General features: G+C 69.8%; 14 protein-coding genes and 1 tRNA gene. 9 read left to right on the top strand and 6 right to left on the bottom strand.

The window, feature by feature from the left end; genetic code table 11:
• Positions 1 to 3 precede the first annotated feature (3 nt).
• The gene (locus ACZ7DY_RS26065; protein WP_471138953.1) at positions 4 to 1,323 is read right to left on the bottom strand and encodes a sensor histidine kinase; all 1,320 of its coding nucleotides are present in this window, start codon (positions 1,321 to 1,323) and stop codon (positions 4 to 6) included.
• A 167-nt stretch (positions 1,324 to 1,490) separates the two neighbouring features.
• On the opposite strand from ACZ7DY_RS26065, the gene ACZ7DY_RS26070 reads away from it, so the two are divergent.
• The 6 genes from ACZ7DY_RS26070 to pth all read left to right on the top strand — a co-directional run bounded on the left by ACZ7DY_RS26070 (position 1,491) and on the right by pth (position 6,617).
• A complete protein-coding gene (locus ACZ7DY_RS26070; protein WP_471138956.1) occupies positions 1,491 to 2,366 on the top strand; it encodes a hypothetical protein in 876 nt (291 codons plus the stop codon).
• A 26-nt stretch (positions 2,367 to 2,392) separates the two neighbouring features.
• Positions 2,393 to 2,467 (top strand) — tRNA-Gln (locus ACZ7DY_RS26075).
• Between the two features lie 124 nt (positions 2,468 to 2,591).
• A complete protein-coding gene (gene glmU, locus ACZ7DY_RS26080; RefSeq protein ID WP_471138958.1) occupies positions 2,592 to 4,040 on the top strand; it encodes a bifunctional UDP-N-acetylglucosamine diphosphorylase/glucosamine-1-phosphate N-acetyltransferase GlmU in 1,449 nt (482 codons plus the stop codon).
• Positions 4,041 to 4,154: 114 nt separating this feature from the next.
• The gene (locus tag ACZ7DY_RS26085; RefSeq protein WP_125513234.1) at positions 4,155 to 5,129 is read left to right on the top strand and encodes a ribose-phosphate diphosphokinase; all 975 of its coding nucleotides are present in this window, start codon (positions 4,155 to 4,157) and stop codon (positions 5,127 to 5,129) included.
• Between the two features lie 195 nt (positions 5,130 to 5,324).
• Complete coding sequence (locus tag ACZ7DY_RS26090) at positions 5,325 to 5,921, top strand: 50S ribosomal protein L25/general stress protein Ctc (RefSeq protein ID WP_471138960.1); 597 nt, start codon at positions 5,325 to 5,327, stop codon at positions 5,919 to 5,921.
• Positions 5,922 to 6,014: 93 nt separating this feature from the next.
• Positions 6,015 to 6,617 (top strand): aminoacyl-tRNA hydrolase, encoded by a 603-nt coding sequence (gene pth, locus ACZ7DY_RS26095; RefSeq protein WP_471138962.1) that lies wholly within the window; start codon positions 6,015 to 6,017, stop codon positions 6,615 to 6,617.
• A 78-nt stretch (positions 6,618 to 6,695) separates the two neighbouring features.
• On the opposite strand, the gene ppc is transcribed toward pth, so the two are convergent.
• Entirely contained in the window at positions 6,696 to 9,440 is a 2,745-nt protein-coding gene (gene ppc / locus ACZ7DY_RS26100) for a phosphoenolpyruvate carboxylase (protein ID WP_471138963.1), read from the bottom strand.
• A gap of 277 nt (positions 9,441 to 9,717) precedes the next feature.
• Here ppc and ACZ7DY_RS26105 point away from each other — a divergent pair, with 277 nt between their 5' ends.
• Both ACZ7DY_RS26105 and ACZ7DY_RS26110 read left to right on the top strand, forming a co-directional pair.
• Entirely contained in the window at positions 9,718 to 10,752 is a 1,035-nt protein-coding gene (locus ACZ7DY_RS26105; protein WP_471138965.1) for an acyl-CoA desaturase, read from the top strand.
• The gene (locus ACZ7DY_RS26110) at positions 10,749 to 11,435 is read left to right on the top strand and encodes a TetR/AcrR family transcriptional regulator (RefSeq protein WP_471138967.1); all 687 of its coding nucleotides are present in this window, start codon (positions 10,749 to 10,751) and stop codon (positions 11,433 to 11,435) included. The genes ACZ7DY_RS26105 and ACZ7DY_RS26110 overlap by 4 nt, the downstream gene beginning before the upstream one ends.
• 31 nt (positions 11,436 to 11,466) lie before the next feature.
• On the opposite strand, the gene ACZ7DY_RS26115 is transcribed toward ACZ7DY_RS26110, so the two are convergent.
• The 3 genes from ACZ7DY_RS26115 to ACZ7DY_RS26125 all read right to left on the bottom strand — a co-directional run bounded on the left by ACZ7DY_RS26115 (position 11,467) and on the right by ACZ7DY_RS26125 (position 13,407).
• Complete coding sequence (locus ACZ7DY_RS26115; protein ID WP_471138969.1) at positions 11,467 to 12,087, bottom strand: Uma2 family endonuclease; 621 nt, start codon at positions 12,085 to 12,087, stop codon at positions 11,467 to 11,469.
• A gap of 124 nt (positions 12,088 to 12,211) precedes the next feature.
• Positions 12,212 to 12,574, bottom strand: coding sequence for a VOC family protein (locus ACZ7DY_RS26120; RefSeq protein ID WP_471138971.1), 363 nt, complete (start codon positions 12,572 to 12,574; stop codon positions 12,212 to 12,214).
• A complete protein-coding gene (locus ACZ7DY_RS26125; protein ID WP_471138972.1) occupies positions 12,574 to 13,407 on the bottom strand; it encodes a trans-aconitate 2-methyltransferase in 834 nt (277 codons plus the stop codon). Before ACZ7DY_RS26125 ends, ACZ7DY_RS26120 begins: the two co-directional genes overlap by 1 nt.
• Before the next feature lie 142 nt (positions 13,408 to 13,549).
• On the opposite strand from ACZ7DY_RS26125, the gene tamR reads away from it, so the two are divergent.
• The gene (tamR, locus tag ACZ7DY_RS26130; protein WP_362376856.1) at positions 13,550 to 14,047 is read left to right on the top strand and encodes a MarR family transcriptional regulator TamR; all 498 of its coding nucleotides are present in this window, start codon (positions 13,550 to 13,552) and stop codon (positions 14,045 to 14,047) included.
• Here tamR and ACZ7DY_RS26135 read toward each other — a convergent pair.
• Positions 14,006 to 14,821 carry a LuxR C-terminal-related transcriptional regulator gene (locus ACZ7DY_RS26135; RefSeq protein WP_471138975.1) on the bottom strand — a complete coding sequence of 272 codons (816 nt, stop codon included), beginning with the start codon at positions 14,819 to 14,821 and terminating at the stop codon, positions 14,006 to 14,008. The genes tamR and ACZ7DY_RS26135 overlap by 42 nt on opposite strands.
• Between the last annotated feature and the right edge of the window lie 257 nt (positions 14,822 to 15,078).

Genomic DNA, 15,078 nt, shown 5'->3' on the forward strand with positions numbered 1-15,078 from the left:
CCACTAGCCCATCGCCGCGGCCGCCGCGGGCAACACCGCCGACACCCGGAAACCCCCACCATCCGTCGGACCCGACACGAACACCCCGCCCAACCCCGTCACCCGCTCCTTCATCCCCACCAGACCATTGCCCCCACTCGGCAACCGCGCATCCTCCGTACCCCCCGCCTCCGGCGGCGGCTCGTTCTCCACCTGCATCGCGATCTCCGCCCCCCGATACGCCAACCGCACATACGTCTTCGCACCCGCCGCATGCTTGTGGACGTTGGTCAACGCCTCCTGCACCACCCGGTAAGCCGTCTGCTCCACATCCGCCGAACAGTCCCGCGGCTCACCCTGCACCGACAGGTCCACCGCCATCCCCGCCGCCCGCGACTGCCCCACCAACTCATCCAGCTCCGCCAGACACGGACCGTCCTCGTCCACCGCCCGCGACGCCGCCGCAGCAGCCGCGAAACCCACCGCCGCCAACGGCAACGGCTCCACCGGCTTCTCCTTCGCCCCGTCCCCCGCCCGCAACACCCCGAGCATCTCGCGCAACTCCGTCAACGCCTGCCGGCCCATGTCCCCCACCAGCGCCGCGTTGCGCACCGCCTTCTCCGGATCCTTCCGCGCCACCGCCTGCAACGCCGCCGCATGCACCACCATCAGACTCACCCGGTGCGCCACCACGTCATGCATCTCACGGGCGATCCGCGTCCGCTCCTCGTTCCGCGCCCACTCCGCCCGCTCCTCGGCCCGCTCCGCCAACAGCTGAAGCTCCCGCTCCAGACTGTCCGCACGCTCCCGCATCCCCTCCACAAGGCGACGCCGCGCCCCCACGTACAACCCCAGCAGCACCGGCGGCGCGGTCACCCCGATCGCGGCCGTCACCGCGAAGAACGGCACGAACTCACTGTGGATCGCCGTGCCGCCCTCCGCCGCGTCCTGATTGGTCCGCACCAGCGCGACGATCAGAGTCCCCGCCATCGACATCCCCGCCAGAGCGCCGGTGATCCGGCGCGGCAGCTCCGACGCGGCCAGCGTGTAGAGACCCACGACGGTCAGCAGGACGCCCATCCGGGCAGGCGTGATCGCGATCGATATCAGGACCACCGCGACCGGCCAGCGCCGCCGGATCAGCAGCGCCGCCCCCGCGAGCGCGCCGAAACCCACACCCACCGGCGCGGGCAGCCCGGCATCCCGCGCGAAGGCGACGCCCTCCGCCCCGCACTCCGCCGCGGACACCGCCGCGAGCCCCACATCCAGCGCGGCACCGCGCCACCGCTCCCACCACCACGGCCCGGTCATGGCCGTGGTGCGGTCGTCCCCCGTCGTGGTCATGTCTTCCAGCGTACGGGCGTTCCGCCCCGGTTTTCCGGTGAGTTTCCGGCTCGGTGATCCAGCACACGCCGCGTTCGACCGGAAGCGAAACCTGCCGGTATCCCTCGAACTGTTGAACCGTTCCCGCTTCCCCACCGGACGTCCGCATTCCGGACAACGGTCGTCCCATGACAGAGATCACGCCCGGCGAGGGCGCCAAGAACAAGTACGGGGACTTCGAGGGACTACGGCAGAAGGCGATCACCCTGCGGCGCGAGGGAATGAGTCTTCGGCAGATCGCCGACGCGCTGGGGGTACGGAACAAGGAGACCCTGAGCCGACTGGTCCAGGGTGAGCCGCCCGCAGAGTGGACCAAGCGCCCGAGGGCGAAGGACGAGCTTCGAGACAGGGCGCGAGAGCTGCGCGGTCAAGGCCGGACGTACAACGAGATCCAGGCCGAGCTGGGCTGCTCGAAGAGTTCCGTCTCCCTGTGGGTGCGCGACCTGCCCTCGCCCGCACCACGCTGCACACCCGAGGAGCAGCGGGCACGCATGAATGCCGGACTGGCGGAACTGCGCGCCGGGCAGGAGCGCGAGCGTCAAAGGGCGCGGCAGGAGGCGACGGCTGCCGTGGGTGCCCTGTCGGACCGCGAGCTCTTCCTCGCCGGGGTGGCCCTCTACTGGGCCGAAGGAGCCAAGAGCAAGCCGTACCGGCGCAGCGAGGTCCTGCACTTCATCAACAGCGACCCCGACGTCATCCGCGTCTTCCTGCGCTGGCTCGCCCTACTGGGCGTGACCAAGGAACGGCTGACCCTGCGCCTGAGCATCCACGAGAGCGCCGACGTACCCGCCGCCCAGGAGTTCTGGGCCGACGTGACGGGAGTCGACTCCACCGCATTCGGCAAGGCGACCCTGAAGAAACACAACCCCCGCACCGTCAGGAAGAACACCGGGGAGTCCTACCACGGCTGCCTGATCATCTACGTGCGCGGGAGTGCGGAGTTGTACCGTCGCATGGAAGGCACTTGGTACGGCATAGTGTTGGGTGCCGAATCGGCGACCTGACCAAATGTCCGGTTTAGCCGTTTCATTCCCCCGTGGTGTAATTGGCAGCACTGTGGCTTTTGGTGCCATCTGTCCGGGTTCAAGTCCTGGCGGGGGAGCCACTCGTTCCGGGTCCTGACCGCCAGGTCAGGACCCGCGCTCATTTCCACCCCCCAACGCCCCGGTATCCTGCGGATGTCCACCCCACCAGGCACCCCAAGCCATCCGAAGCCGAAGGGCACCCCCGTGAGCGCAACCTGCCCGGCAGCCGTCGTCGTCCTCGCAGCGGGTGAGGGCACCCGTATGAAGTCGGATCTTCCCAAGGTCCTGCACGAGATCTGTGGCCGTTCCCTGATCGGACACGTGCTCCACGCCGCCTCCGCGCTCTCGCCCGAGCAGCTCGTGACCGTCGTCGGCTTCCAGAGCGACCAGGTGCGCGAGCACCTGGGGGCCATCGCGCCGCAGGTGCGCACCGCCTACCAGGCGGAGCAGAACGGCACGGGGCACGCCGTCCGCATCGGTCTTGAGGAGCTCGGCGGCACCGTCGACGGCACGGTGATCGTCGTCTGTGGCGACACCCCGCTGCTGACCGGCGAGACGCTGCGGCAGCTCGCCGAGACCCACGACGGCGACGGGAACGCCGTGACCGTGCTGACCGCCGAGGTACCGGACGCGACCGGGTACGGCCGTATCGTGCGCGACGGTGCGAACGGTTCGGTGACGGCGATCGTCGAGCACAAGGACGCCAGTGAGTCGCAGCGCGCGATCCGTGAGATCAATTCCGGGGTCTTCGCGTTCGACGGCCGGCTTCTGTCGGAGGCGCTCGGCAAGGTGCGCACGGACAACAGTCAGGGTGAGGAGTACCTGACCGATGTCCTGGGGATCCTGCGCGAGGCCGGGCACCGGGTGGGTGCTTCGGTGGCCGGGGATCACGAGGAGATCGCGGGCATCAACAACCGTGTGCAACTGGCGGCGGCGCGCCGCACGTTGAACGACCGGTTGCTGACCGGGGCGATGCTGGCGGGTGTGACGGTGGTGGATCCGGCGTCGACGTGGGTGGATGCGACGGTGACCTTCGAGCGGGACGCCGTGGTGCATCCGGGCACTCAGCTGCACGGGTCCACGCATGTGGGCAAGGGTGCCGAGGTCGGGCCGAACACGCGGCTGACGGACACCCGGGTCGGTGCGGGGGCGCGGGTGGACAATTCCGTGGCGTACGGCGCGGAGGTCGGGGAGCAGGCGAGTGTGGGCCCGTTCGCGTATCTGCGGCCGGGGACCCGGCTTGGGGTGAGGTCCAAGGCGGGTACGTATGTGGAGATGAAGAACGCGACGATCGGGGACGGTTCCAAGGTGCCGCACCTGTCGTACGTGGGTGACGCGACGATCGGTGAGTACTCGAACATCGGCGCCGCGAGTGTCTTCGTGAACTATGACGGTGAGGCGAAGCACCACACGACGGTGGGGTCTCACTGCCGTACGGGTTCGGACAACATGTTTGTGGCTCCTGTCACGGTCGGGGACGGTGCTTATACCGCTGCCGGGTCTGTGATCACGAAGGATGTGCCGGCGGGTTCGCTGGCCGTCGCCCGGGGCCAGCAGCGGAATATCGAGGGCTGGGTGGCCCGTAAGCGTCCGGGGAGCGCGGCCGCGAAGGCGGCGGAGGCGGCGTCCCGGGATTCGGGTGGCGAAAGCTGACCGGAAACAGGTGCGTCTGACACGGCGTACCGTGATAGGTGCACATTCGGCCGACTCGACGCACCGGGACGCGTGAGTACGGCAGCGGGAAGAACTCTCTGAGGAGACAGTGCTGTGACCGGGATCAAGACGACCGGCGAGAAGAAGTTGATGCTCTTCTCCGGCCGCGCCCACCCCGAGTTGGCCGAGGAGGTCGCACACAAGCTGGGTGTCGGCATCGTGCCGACGAAGGCCTTTGATTTCGCCAATGGTGAGATCTATGTCCGCTATCAGGAGTCGGCGCGCGGCGCCGACTGCTTCTTGATCCAGAGCCATACCGCTCCGATCAACAAGTGGATCATGGAGCAGCTGATCATGATCGACGCGCTGAAGCGCGCGTCGGCCCGCTCCATCACCGTGATCGTGCCGTTCTACGGTTACGCGCGGCAGGACAAGAAGCACCGTGGGCGTGAACCGATCTCGGCGCGTCTGATCGCGGATCTGATGAAGACCGCGGGTGCGGACCGCATTCTCACGGTGGATCTGCACACGGATCAGATCCAGGGCTTCTTCGACGGTCCGGTGGATCATCTGTTCGCGCTGCCGATCCTGGCGGATTACGTGGGTGCGAAGGTGGACCGGTCGAAGCTGACGGTGGTGTCTCCGGACGCCGGCCGTGTGCGGGTGGCCGACCGCTGGTGCGATCGTCTGGGCGCGCCGCTGGCGATCGTCCACAAGCGTCGTGACAAGGACGTCGCGAACCAGGTGACCGTCCACGAGGTCGTGGGTGAGGTCAAGGGCCGTGTCTGTGTCCTGGTGGACGACATGATCGACACGGGTGGCACGATCTGTGCCGCGGCGGACGCGCTGTTCGCGCACGGTGCGGAGGACGTCATCGTGACGGCGACGCACGGTGTGCTCTCGGGTCCCGCGGCGGACCGGCTGAAGAATTCGAAGGTGAGTGAGTTCGTCTTCACGGACACGCTGCCGACGCCGGGTGAGCTGGAGCTGGACAAGATCACGGTGCTGTCGATCGCGCCGACGATCGCCAATGCGGTGCGTGAGGTCTTCGAGGACGGTTCGGTGACGAGCCTCTTCGAGGAGCAGTAGGCCTCGGGGCGCGGTCGGCGTCCCGGGTCGGAAGATCGATTTCTTGGGCGGCCTTCCCGCCGGGTAGACTCAGTGAGTTGCTCGGCGAGGGAGGCCGCACTTGTGTGTGGCGCTCCGTTATCGACGCGCTCTTCGTAGCAGGCCAGTCGTGGCCGGGTGACCGTTTCTTTCCGTCACTGCATACGAGGAGTGCACATGTCCGAGGTGAAGATCTCCGCCGAGACCCGTACCGAGTTCGGCAAGGGTGCCGCGCGCCGTCTGCGTCGCGCCGAGAAGCTGCCGGCCGTTGTCTACGGTCACGGTGAGGCCCCGGTCCACGTCACGCTGCCGCACCACGACACGCTGATGGCCCTGAAGACCTCGAACGTCCTGATCAACCTGGACGTCGACGGCAAGAGCATGCTGGTCATCCCGAAGGCCGTCCAGCGTGACGCGCTGCGCATCGGCATCCTGGAGCACGTCGACCTGCTGCTCGTGCGCAGCGGCGAGAAGGTCACGGTCGAGATCCCGGTTCACACCGAGGGTGAGCTCGCGCCGGGCGGCAACCTGCTGGAGCACGTCCTGAACACGCTTCCGGTCGAGGCCGAGGCCACGCACATCCCGGAGTCGGTGACGGTCTCCATCGCCGGTCTGGACGCGGGCGCGTCGGTGCTGGCGAAGGACATCCCGCTGCCGTCGGGTTCGACGCTGGCCGTCGAGGGTGACACCGTCGTCCTGCAGGTCCTGGCCGCGCAGGCCGAGGAGGCCCCGGCCGAGGGTGAGGGCGAGGGCGACGCGTCCGCCGAGGGCTGATCCTCGCGGCGTACGTTCTGTCCGGCAGCCGCCGTTCCCTGCGGGGGGCGGCGGCTGCCGTGTATGGAGAGGTTCCGGGCGTATGAAGGAGACATGGACGTGACGACGGATGCCGGTGCCCCCTGGCTGATCGCGGGTCTGGGCAATCCCGGCCCGGAGTATGCGATGAACCGGCACAACGTGGGGTTCATGGTGGCGGATCTGCTGGCGCGGCGGATGGGCGCCACGTTCAAGCGGGCGGGGAAGGCGCAGGCCCAGGTGGTGGAGGGCCGGATCGGTGCGCCGGGTCCCGCGAGCCGTCGGGTGATCCTGGTGAAGCCGATGTCGTACATGAACGTGTCGGGTGGTCCGGTGACGGCGCTGCGGGACTTCTACAAGGTGCCGACGGAGCGTGTGGTGGCGGTCCATGACGAGCTGGACATCGATTACGGCACGTTGCGGCTGAAGCTGGGTGGCGGCGACAACGGTCACAACGGGCTGAAGTCGATGACGAAGGCGATGGGGCCCGACTATCACCGGGTGCGGTTCGGGATCGGTCGTCCGCCGGGCCGGATGCAGGTGGCGGATTTCGTGCTGAAGGATTTCTCCTCGGCGGAGCGCAAGGAGCTGGACTATTTCGTGGACCGGGCGGCCGACGCGGTGGAGGCGCTGGTCATCGAGGGTCTGGAGCGGGCGCAGAGCACGTACAACGCCTGAGGGCCGCGGACGGGGCAGGGCCCCGCGTCACCGAGGTGGCGCGGGGCCCTGTCGTTTCCGTTTCCGGGCGGGGGCGGGTCAGCCGGTGTTGCGGAGTCCTGCGGCCACGCCGTTGACGGTAAGGAGCAGGGCGCGGCCGAGCAGGGGGTCGGGGTCCTGTCCCGCGGCGGCGGCGTCGCGCTGGCGCTTGAGGAGTGCGACCTGGAGGTAGGAGATGGGGTCCAGGTAGGCGTCGCGGATGGCGAAGGTGCGCTGGAGTGCCGGGTGGGAGTCGAGGAGTTCGTTTCCGCCGGTGACGCGCAGGACTTCGCGGACGGTCAGCTCGTGCTCTTCCTCGATCGTGGTGAAGACGTGCTTGAGCTCGTCGGGCACGAGGGTGTCGACGTAGTGGCGGGCGATCCGCAGGTCGGTCTTGGCGAGCGTCATCTCGACGTTGGAGATGAAGTTGCGGAAGAAGTGCCAGTGCTCGTGCATTTCGTCGAGGACGGTGTCGAGGCCGGCTTCGCGCAGTGCCTTGAGGCCGGAGCCGACGCCGAACCAGCCGGGGACGATCTGCCGTGACTGGGTCCAGCCGAAGACCCAGGGGATGGCGCGCAGGCCGTCGAGGGAGACGCCGGAGCCGGGGCGGCGGGAGGGCCGGGAGCCGAGGTGGAGTTCGGCGAGCTGGTCGACGGGGGTGGAGGCGAGGAAGTAGTTGGGCAGGTCGGGGTCCTCGACGAGCCTGCGGTACGCGGAGTGGGCGGCGTCGGAGACGACGTCCATGGCGGCGTCCCAGCGGGCGAGGGCCTCGTCGGACTGGCGGGGGGCGGTGTGCAGGGCGGATGCCTGGAGTGTGGCCGCGACGGTCAGTTCGAGGTTTTCGCGGGCGAGGGACGGCACGAGGTACTTGTCGGAGATGACCTCGCCCTGCTCGGTGACCTTGATCTCGCCCTCCAGGGTGCCCCAGGGCTGGGCGAGGATGGCGTCGTGGGAGGGGCCGCCGCCGCGGCCGACGGTGCCGCCGCGGCCGTGGAAGAGCCGCAGCCTGACCCCGTACCGGTGGGCGACGTCCCTGAGCCTTCGCTGGGCGCGGTGGATCTCCCACTGGCTGGTGGTGATGCCGCCGAACTTGGAGGAGTCGGAGTAGCCGAGCATGACCTCCTGGACGTCGCCGCGGAGGGCGACGAGGCGTCGGTAGGAGGGGTCGGCGAGCATCTCGTCGAGGATGACGTCGGCGGCGCGGAGTTCGTCGGTGGTCTCGAGGAGCGGCACGATGCCGATCTTGGCCCAGCCGGCGTGCAGGTCGATGAGGCCGGCCTCGCGGGCGAGGACGGCGGCGGCGAAGACGTCGTCGGCGCCCTGGCACATCGAGATGATGTACGACTCGATGACTTCGGGGCCGAAGACCTCGAGGGCCTTCTTGACGGTGAGGAAGACGCCGAGGGTCTTCTCGCCGGCGGCGTCGAGGGGAGCCGGGGAGGGGGCGAGGGGGCGCCGGGACCTGAGTTCCTTGGCGAGGAGCTTCTGGCGGTACTCGCGGGGCATGTCCGTGTAGCGCCAGGATTCCTCGCCGAGACGGTCGAAGAGCTGGCCGAGCGCGTGGTGGTGGGCGTCGGCGTGCTCGCGTACGTCCATGGTGGCGAGCTGGAGGCCGAAGGCGGCGAGGGTGCGGATGGTGCGGTTCATCCGGCCGTCGGCGAAGAGGGCGCCCTTGTGTTCGCGCAGGGAGGTCTGGATGAGCGTGAGGTCGTGCAGGAGTTCGGCGGTGCCGAGGTAGTCGCGGCCGTCGACGTGCGCGGTGCCCTTGGCCAGGCGCTGCTTGGTGTTCTCCAGCTTCTGCCGGATGCAGGTGGCCTTGAGGCGGTAGGGCTCTTCGGCGTTGAGGCGCTTGTAGCGGGGGCTGATCTCGGGCAGCCGCTCCAGGTCGGCCTGGAGGGAGGCCTTCAGCTCGTCGGTGGCTCCGGTGTAGCGGATGGAGTTGGAGAGGAAGCCGCGCAGCTCGTCGATGAGGTCGAGTGCGTCGTTGATGCCGTGTTCGTGCTGGAGGATGAGGACGTCCCAGGTGACCTCGGGGGTCACGTTGGGGTTGCCGTCGCGGTCGCCGCCGATCCAGGTGCCGAAGCTGAGGGGGCGGGTGCCTTCGGGCAGCTGGACGCCGACGCGTTCCAGTTCGGCGGTGAGGTCTTCCAGGACGTCGCCGACGGCGCCGGCGTGCAGCTCGTCGAGGTAGTAGATGGCGTTGCGGGCTTCGTCGGTGGGTTCGGGCCGTACGACGCGCAGCTCGTCGGTCTGCCAGACGAGGTCGATGTTCTCGGCCAGTCGGGTGTCGTGGCGGCGCCGGTCGGACTCGATGACCGGGGTCTCCAGGAGTTCGGCGACGCGGCGGAGCTTGTTGAGCACGGAGCGGCGGGCGGCCTCGGTGGGGTGCGCGGTGAAGACGGGGCGCACGTTGAGGTTCTGCACGGTCTGGCGCAGGTGCTCGGGGTCGGCGTCCTTGAGGCGGTCGGCGGTGCGGGAGAGCAGTCCGCCCTCGGCGGCGCGGCGGTTGCGCAGTTCGCGGCCGCGGTGGACCTGTTCGGTGACGTTGGCGAGGTGGAAGTAGGTGGAGAAGGCGCGGACCAGCTTGGCCGCGGTCTCCAGTTCCGTGCCGCCGAGGAGCTTGGCGGCGGCCTCGCCGTCCTCGCGGGTCAGGCTGCGGACCTTTTCGACCAGTTCGAGGAGTTCGGGGCCCTCTTGGCGTACGAGGGTCTCGCCGAGCAGGTCTCCGAGGCGTCGGATGTCGGCGCGCAGCTCGGCGCTGGCGTTGCTGGTGGCCTGCTGGCCCTGGTCGTCGGCACTGCTCACAGGTGCGGCTCCTTGCAGTGTGAAGCACGTCAAGACTGGGAGGGGTTTCCGTGGGAACCCGGGGAGATACAGAGCGGACCGCGCTGTCCGACCGTGTCCAAGGATAGGCGTCACGTCGGGCTCGGAGCTCGCGGGCTCTTGCCCCGGAGCTCCGCGCTGCCATACTTACGTCGCCGTAGGTTACGGAACCGTAGGAAACGTGGTATCGCAGCCGCGGCAGGTTCCGTGCCCCTGCGCGGAACCCACCTCAACCCTCGACCCCCCAGGGGACGTGCCCATGACGACAACCTCCGATGCGTACTCCGACACCGATGTGATCGACGACGCTTCTCCGGCGGGCGGCAGTGCCGCGCCGCTGCCGCCCGCGACGCTGGGCGGCGAGAAGAAGCGTTCGCTCGAACAGATCGCCCTGCTCCTGTTCATCGTCGTTCCCTTCCTCGCCCTGCTGGTGGCGGTGCCGCTGGCGTGGGGGCGGGGGGTGAGCTGGCTCGATCTCGGCCTGCTGGTCTTCATGTACTTCCTGGGATGCCACGGCATCACCATCGGTTTCCACCGCTACTTCACGCACGGCTCCTTCAAGGCGAAGCGGCCGCTGCGGATCGCGCTCGCGGTGGCGGGGTCGATGGCGGTGGAGGGTCCTCTGGTGCGGTGGGTGGCCGATCACCGCAAGCACCACAAGTTCTCGGACGCGGACGGCGACCCGCACTCCCCGTGGCGGTTCGGCGAGACGGTGCCGGCCCTGATGAAGGGCTTGTGGTGGGCGCACATCGGCTGGATGTTCGACGAGGAGCGCACGTCGCAGGAGAAGTACGCACCGGATCTGATCAAGGACCCGGCGATCCGCCGGATCTCGCGGTACTTCCTGTTCTGGACGATCGTGTCGCTGGGCATTCCGCCACTGGTGGGCGGTCTGGTGACGATGTCGTGGTGGGGCGCGTTCACGGCGTTCTTCTGGGGTTCGCTGGTCCGTGTGGCGCTGCTGCACCACGTCACGTGGTCGATCAACTCGATCTGTCACGCGGTGGGCAAGCGGCCCTTCAAGTCGCGTGACCGTTCGGGCAACGTGTGGTGGCTCGCGGTGCTCTCCTGCGGCGAGTCCTGGCACAACCTCCACCACGCCGACCCGACGTCGGCGCGGCACGGTGTCATGAAGGGCCAGGTGGACTCCTCGGCGCGGATCATCCGCTGGTGCGAGCAGCTCGGCCTGGCGTACGACGTGCGGTGGCCCTCCCCGTCGCGGCTCGACTCGCGGCGCAGGCCCGAAGGCGCGGCCGACTCCCGGCGCGGGGCGCGCTCGTCCGACGCGGCATGATTGACGACGTGGCGACCGACTCCAGCAATTCCAGCCCTGCCGGCAAAGAGAAGCAGCCCCGGCGCACCCGCCGGACCCGTATGACGGGAGCCGAGCGCCGGGAGCAGTTGCTGTACATCGGCCGCACGCTCTTCGCCGCGAAGGGTTTCGAGGGCACGTCGGTGGAGGAGATCGCGGCGAAGGCCGGGGTCTCCAAGCCGGTCGTGTACGAGCACTTCGGCGGCAAGGAGGGGCTGTACGCGGTGGTCGTGGACCGCGAGATGCGGGCGCTCCTCGACATGGTGACGGGGGCGCTGACCGCCGGGCACCCGCGTGAGCTGCTCGAACAGGCGGCTTTCGCCCTGCTCGACTACATCGAGACCTATACGGACGGCTTCCGCATCCTGGTCCGCGATTCGCCGGTGGCGCAGTCCACCGGCACCTTCGCCTCGCTGATCTCCGACATCGCGACGCAGGTCGAGGACATCCTGGGCCAGGAGTTCAAGGGCCGGGGCTTCGACCAGAAGCTGGCGCCGCTGTACGCGCAGGCGCTGGTCGGCATGGTGGCGCTGACGGGCCAGTGGTGGCTGGACGTCCGCAAGCCGAAGAAGGCGGAGGTGGCGGCCCACCTGGTCAATCTGGCCTGGCACGGCCTCGACGGCCTCGAGCCGAAGCCGCGCCTGATAGGCCACAGAAAGAGCTGAACCCCTCCCGGCCCGACGGCGGGCCGGGGGGTCAGTTCCGCGTGATCCCCGCACCGATGGCGAAGCCTTTGGCGGGACCGCTCGGGACGACGGCTTCGGTGCCGTACGGGACGCGGTGCTCGTCCTCGTAGCTCTCCTTCTTCGGGTTGGGAGCGGTCAGGACGAGGACCGCACCGTCCTCGTCGAAGTCGTCGACGATCACGTAGACGGGGATGCCCGCGCGGGCGTACTCGCGGCGCTTGCGGACGCGGTCGCGGTCGATGTTGCGGGAGCCGGGTGAGACGACCTCGACGACCAGGGCGACTCCGGAGGCGTCCACGCCCAGGTCTTCTTCGTCGGGGATCTCGTCGGGATCGAGCGGACCGACGAAGAGGTCCGGAATCCAGCACTTGCGGCGGTAAAAGATGTTTCCGTCGTGCCACACGGCGTGGTCACCGCCCTTCAGGTGAGCATCCAGAGCTCGACGAAGGCGGTTGATCAACACCATGTGACGACGGCGACCGGTGGGCGACACCTCGATGGCTCCCTCGATGATCTCGGCGCGGTAGCCCTCGGGGAGATCCATGGCCTTCCACGCCTGCCACAGGACCTCGTCCAAGTCGGGTACCGGGTTGTTCACCACGGGCGTCACCTCATGCGCGAGAGCGGTCATCGTGCAGCACCTCCTCCATCAGTGTGGGCGCGGGCGCCACTGCGGCACAAGCGACACGGTGACGGTACGGCGCCGGGTGCCCTGTCACCCGAAAAGCCCCCCGCGATCACTCGAACGTGCGAGGTCAGGCCAAGGGTTCGAGGAATTCGAGGCGGTTGCCGACCGGGTCGCAGGAGTAGAAGCGTCGGTGGCCCGGGAGGTTCTCGTCCCAGGTGACGTCGGCGTCGTGCACGGTCAGCCGGTCCGCGTAGGCCTCGATGTCCCGTACGCGCAGTCCGGGGTGGGCCTTCCGTGCGGGCCTGAAGCCCTCCTCGACGCCGAGGTGCAGGCGTACGCCGCCCGCCTCGAACCAGCAGCCGCCGCGGGCGGCGAGGGCCGGGGGTTTCGGCACCTCCGTCATGCCGAGCACGTCGACGTAGTAGGCCCGCAGCAGTTCCTCGCTGCCGGGCGGGGCGGCGAGCTGGACGTGGTCGAGTGCGGTGAGCATCAGGCCCCGCCTCCCTTGCGGGCCACCGCGAACACCCTGCGGAAGGGGAAGACCGTGCCGTGGGCGGTGGCCGGGTACGCCTCGCGGAGCAGCTTCCGGTACTCGGCCAGGAACTCCTCCGTGGCCTCGGGGTCGTCGGCCAGGGCGGTCAGGACGGGGCGCAGGCCGGTGCCCTTCACCCAGTCCAGGACGGGGTCCTCGCCCGTCAGGAGGTGCTGGTACGTGGTCTCCCAGGCGTCGACCTCGCAGCCGAGGCCGGCGAGCCGCTCCAGGTACTCCCCCGGTGTGAGCACGGCGTCCGCGTGCCGCAGGCTGCCGCCGAGCCGTTCCCGCCATCGCTCGGAGCCGCTCAGTTCCCGCATGAGGACGTGGCTGGGGGCGTCGAAGTTGCCCGGCACCTGGAAGGCGAAGGTGCCGCCGGGCGTCAGGGCGTCGATCCAGGCGGGGAAGGAGGCGGGGTGGCCCGGGACCCATTGCAGGGTCGCGTTGGAGAGGATCAGGTCGTACGTGCCGGGGGCGGGGGTCCACCGGGTGGCGTCGGCGTGGGTGAAGTCGAGGTGGCCGCCGCCGGGGGTGGGGCCCGCGAGCTCCGCCGCCCGCGCCAGCATCTCGGGGGAGTTGTCGAGGCCGGTGACGTGTGCGGTGGGCCAGCGCTCGGTGAGGAGCCGGGTGGCGTTGCCGGGGCCGCAGCCGAGGTCGGCGATGCGGGGCGGGCGGCCGGTGGCGGGCGGTTCGGGGACGCGGGCGAGCAGGTCGAGGAAGGGGCGGGAGCGGTGGTCGGCGTGGCGCAGGTACTGGTGGGGGTCCCAGGTGGGGGCGGCGGGCGCGGGCATGGGTGGGCCTCCTCGAAGACGGCGCGGTGAACGCGGGGCCACGTCGCGGTGGCGTCCCGTACGCGTTCGCGGGGCCATCCTCACCCCGAAGTATCTTGACGTCAAGAGACTTCATGTCGACAGACCCCCTACACTGATCGTCATGGAGGACGAGGTCGATCGGCTGGTCGCAGCGTGGCGCCGGGAGCGCCCGGACCTCGACGTGGAACCACTCGAGGTGCTCAGCCGCGTGAGCAGGCTCGCGCGACACCTTGACCGGGCCCGCAGGCTCGCGTTCTCCGAGCACAACCTGGAGCCGTGGGAGTTCGACGTCCTGACGTCGCTGCGGCGCGCGGGCGCGCCCTACCAGCTCTCCCCCGGCCAGCTCCTGACGCAGACCCTCGTGACCTCCGGCACGATGACCAACCGCATCGACCGCCTCGCGAAGAAGGGCCTCGTCGAGCGCCTGCCCGACCCCAGCGACCGGCGCGGCGTCCTCGTCCGCCTCACCGCCGAGGGCCGGGACCGCGCGGACCAGGCGCTCGCCGGGCTCCTGGAGCAGGAGCGGGCGATCCTCGCGGAGCTCTCCCGCGCCCAGCGGGGTGAACTGGCCGGACTGCTACGCCAGTTGACCGCCCCGTTCGACAACATCCCCGGCTAGGTCGGCCGGGCCGACGCCCGCGCGCCGGGCCAGCGCCACCGCGGCGAGGGTGGAGTGCACGCCCAGCTTCCCCAGCACGTTCTGCATGTGCGTGCGCACCGTGTGCGGGGAGAGGAAGAGGCGCTCGGCGACGGCCTTGCGGCCGAGACCCGCCACCATGCAGCGCAGCACCTCGCGCTCGCGCGGGGTCAGCGACTCCACCAGGCGCTCGGACTCGGTGCGGTGTTTGCGGGCGGCGGTCAGCTCGCGCAGCACGCCGGTGAGCAGGGCGGGCGGCAGGTGGGTCTCGTCGCGCAGGACGCCGCGTATCACCGTGAGGAGCCGGGAGAGGGAGCAGTCCTTGGCGACCCAGCCCGAGGCGCCGGCCTGGAGCGCGAGGGCGGCGCGGCGCGGGTCGTCCTTCTCCGCGAGGACCACGGTGCGCACGGCGGGCTGCCCCGAACGGACGCCCGCCACCAGGGAGATGCCGTCGACGAGACCATCGGCGGCGCCGTCCTGGACGGAGGCGGCGATGGGAGTCCCCCCGGCCCGGGCGAAGCCGAGCGGCTGGGGAAGGGTGCCCTGCAGCGCGCTCGCGGTGCTGCCGAGGTCGGCGTCGACGAGCAGCACGTCGTATCTGCGCCCTTCGGTGGCCGCCCGCTCCATGCAGCGCAGTGCGGCGGGGCCGCTGCCGGCCGCGGAGACGTCGACGTCGGGCTCGGCCGCCAGTGCCGCGGCCAGCGACTCGGCGAAGATGCGGTGGTCGTCGACGACCAGGACTCGAATGCGAACCACGGAAACCCCCTTCCCCACGCTCCCGTCAAGGAGCAGGGGATACCCCATCATCGGAGAACGGCTGGTGCGGGTACGGCGCCCGGAGCGGGGGTCGACGCGGCCGCACGGCCGCCGCCGTCCGGTGACCGCTCCCCCACGCCGGGCGTCGTACCCGACTGTCTCGCCCCCTGATCTGTGCCGGCCCCCACCGGCACTGCCCTTCAGAGTAGGGCCGGACGCCGGGAGCGGAAGGTGATTTGCAGAACTGATTGGCCGGC

The sequence above is a fragment of the Streptomyces sp. NPDC037013 genome (assembly GCF_055607265.1).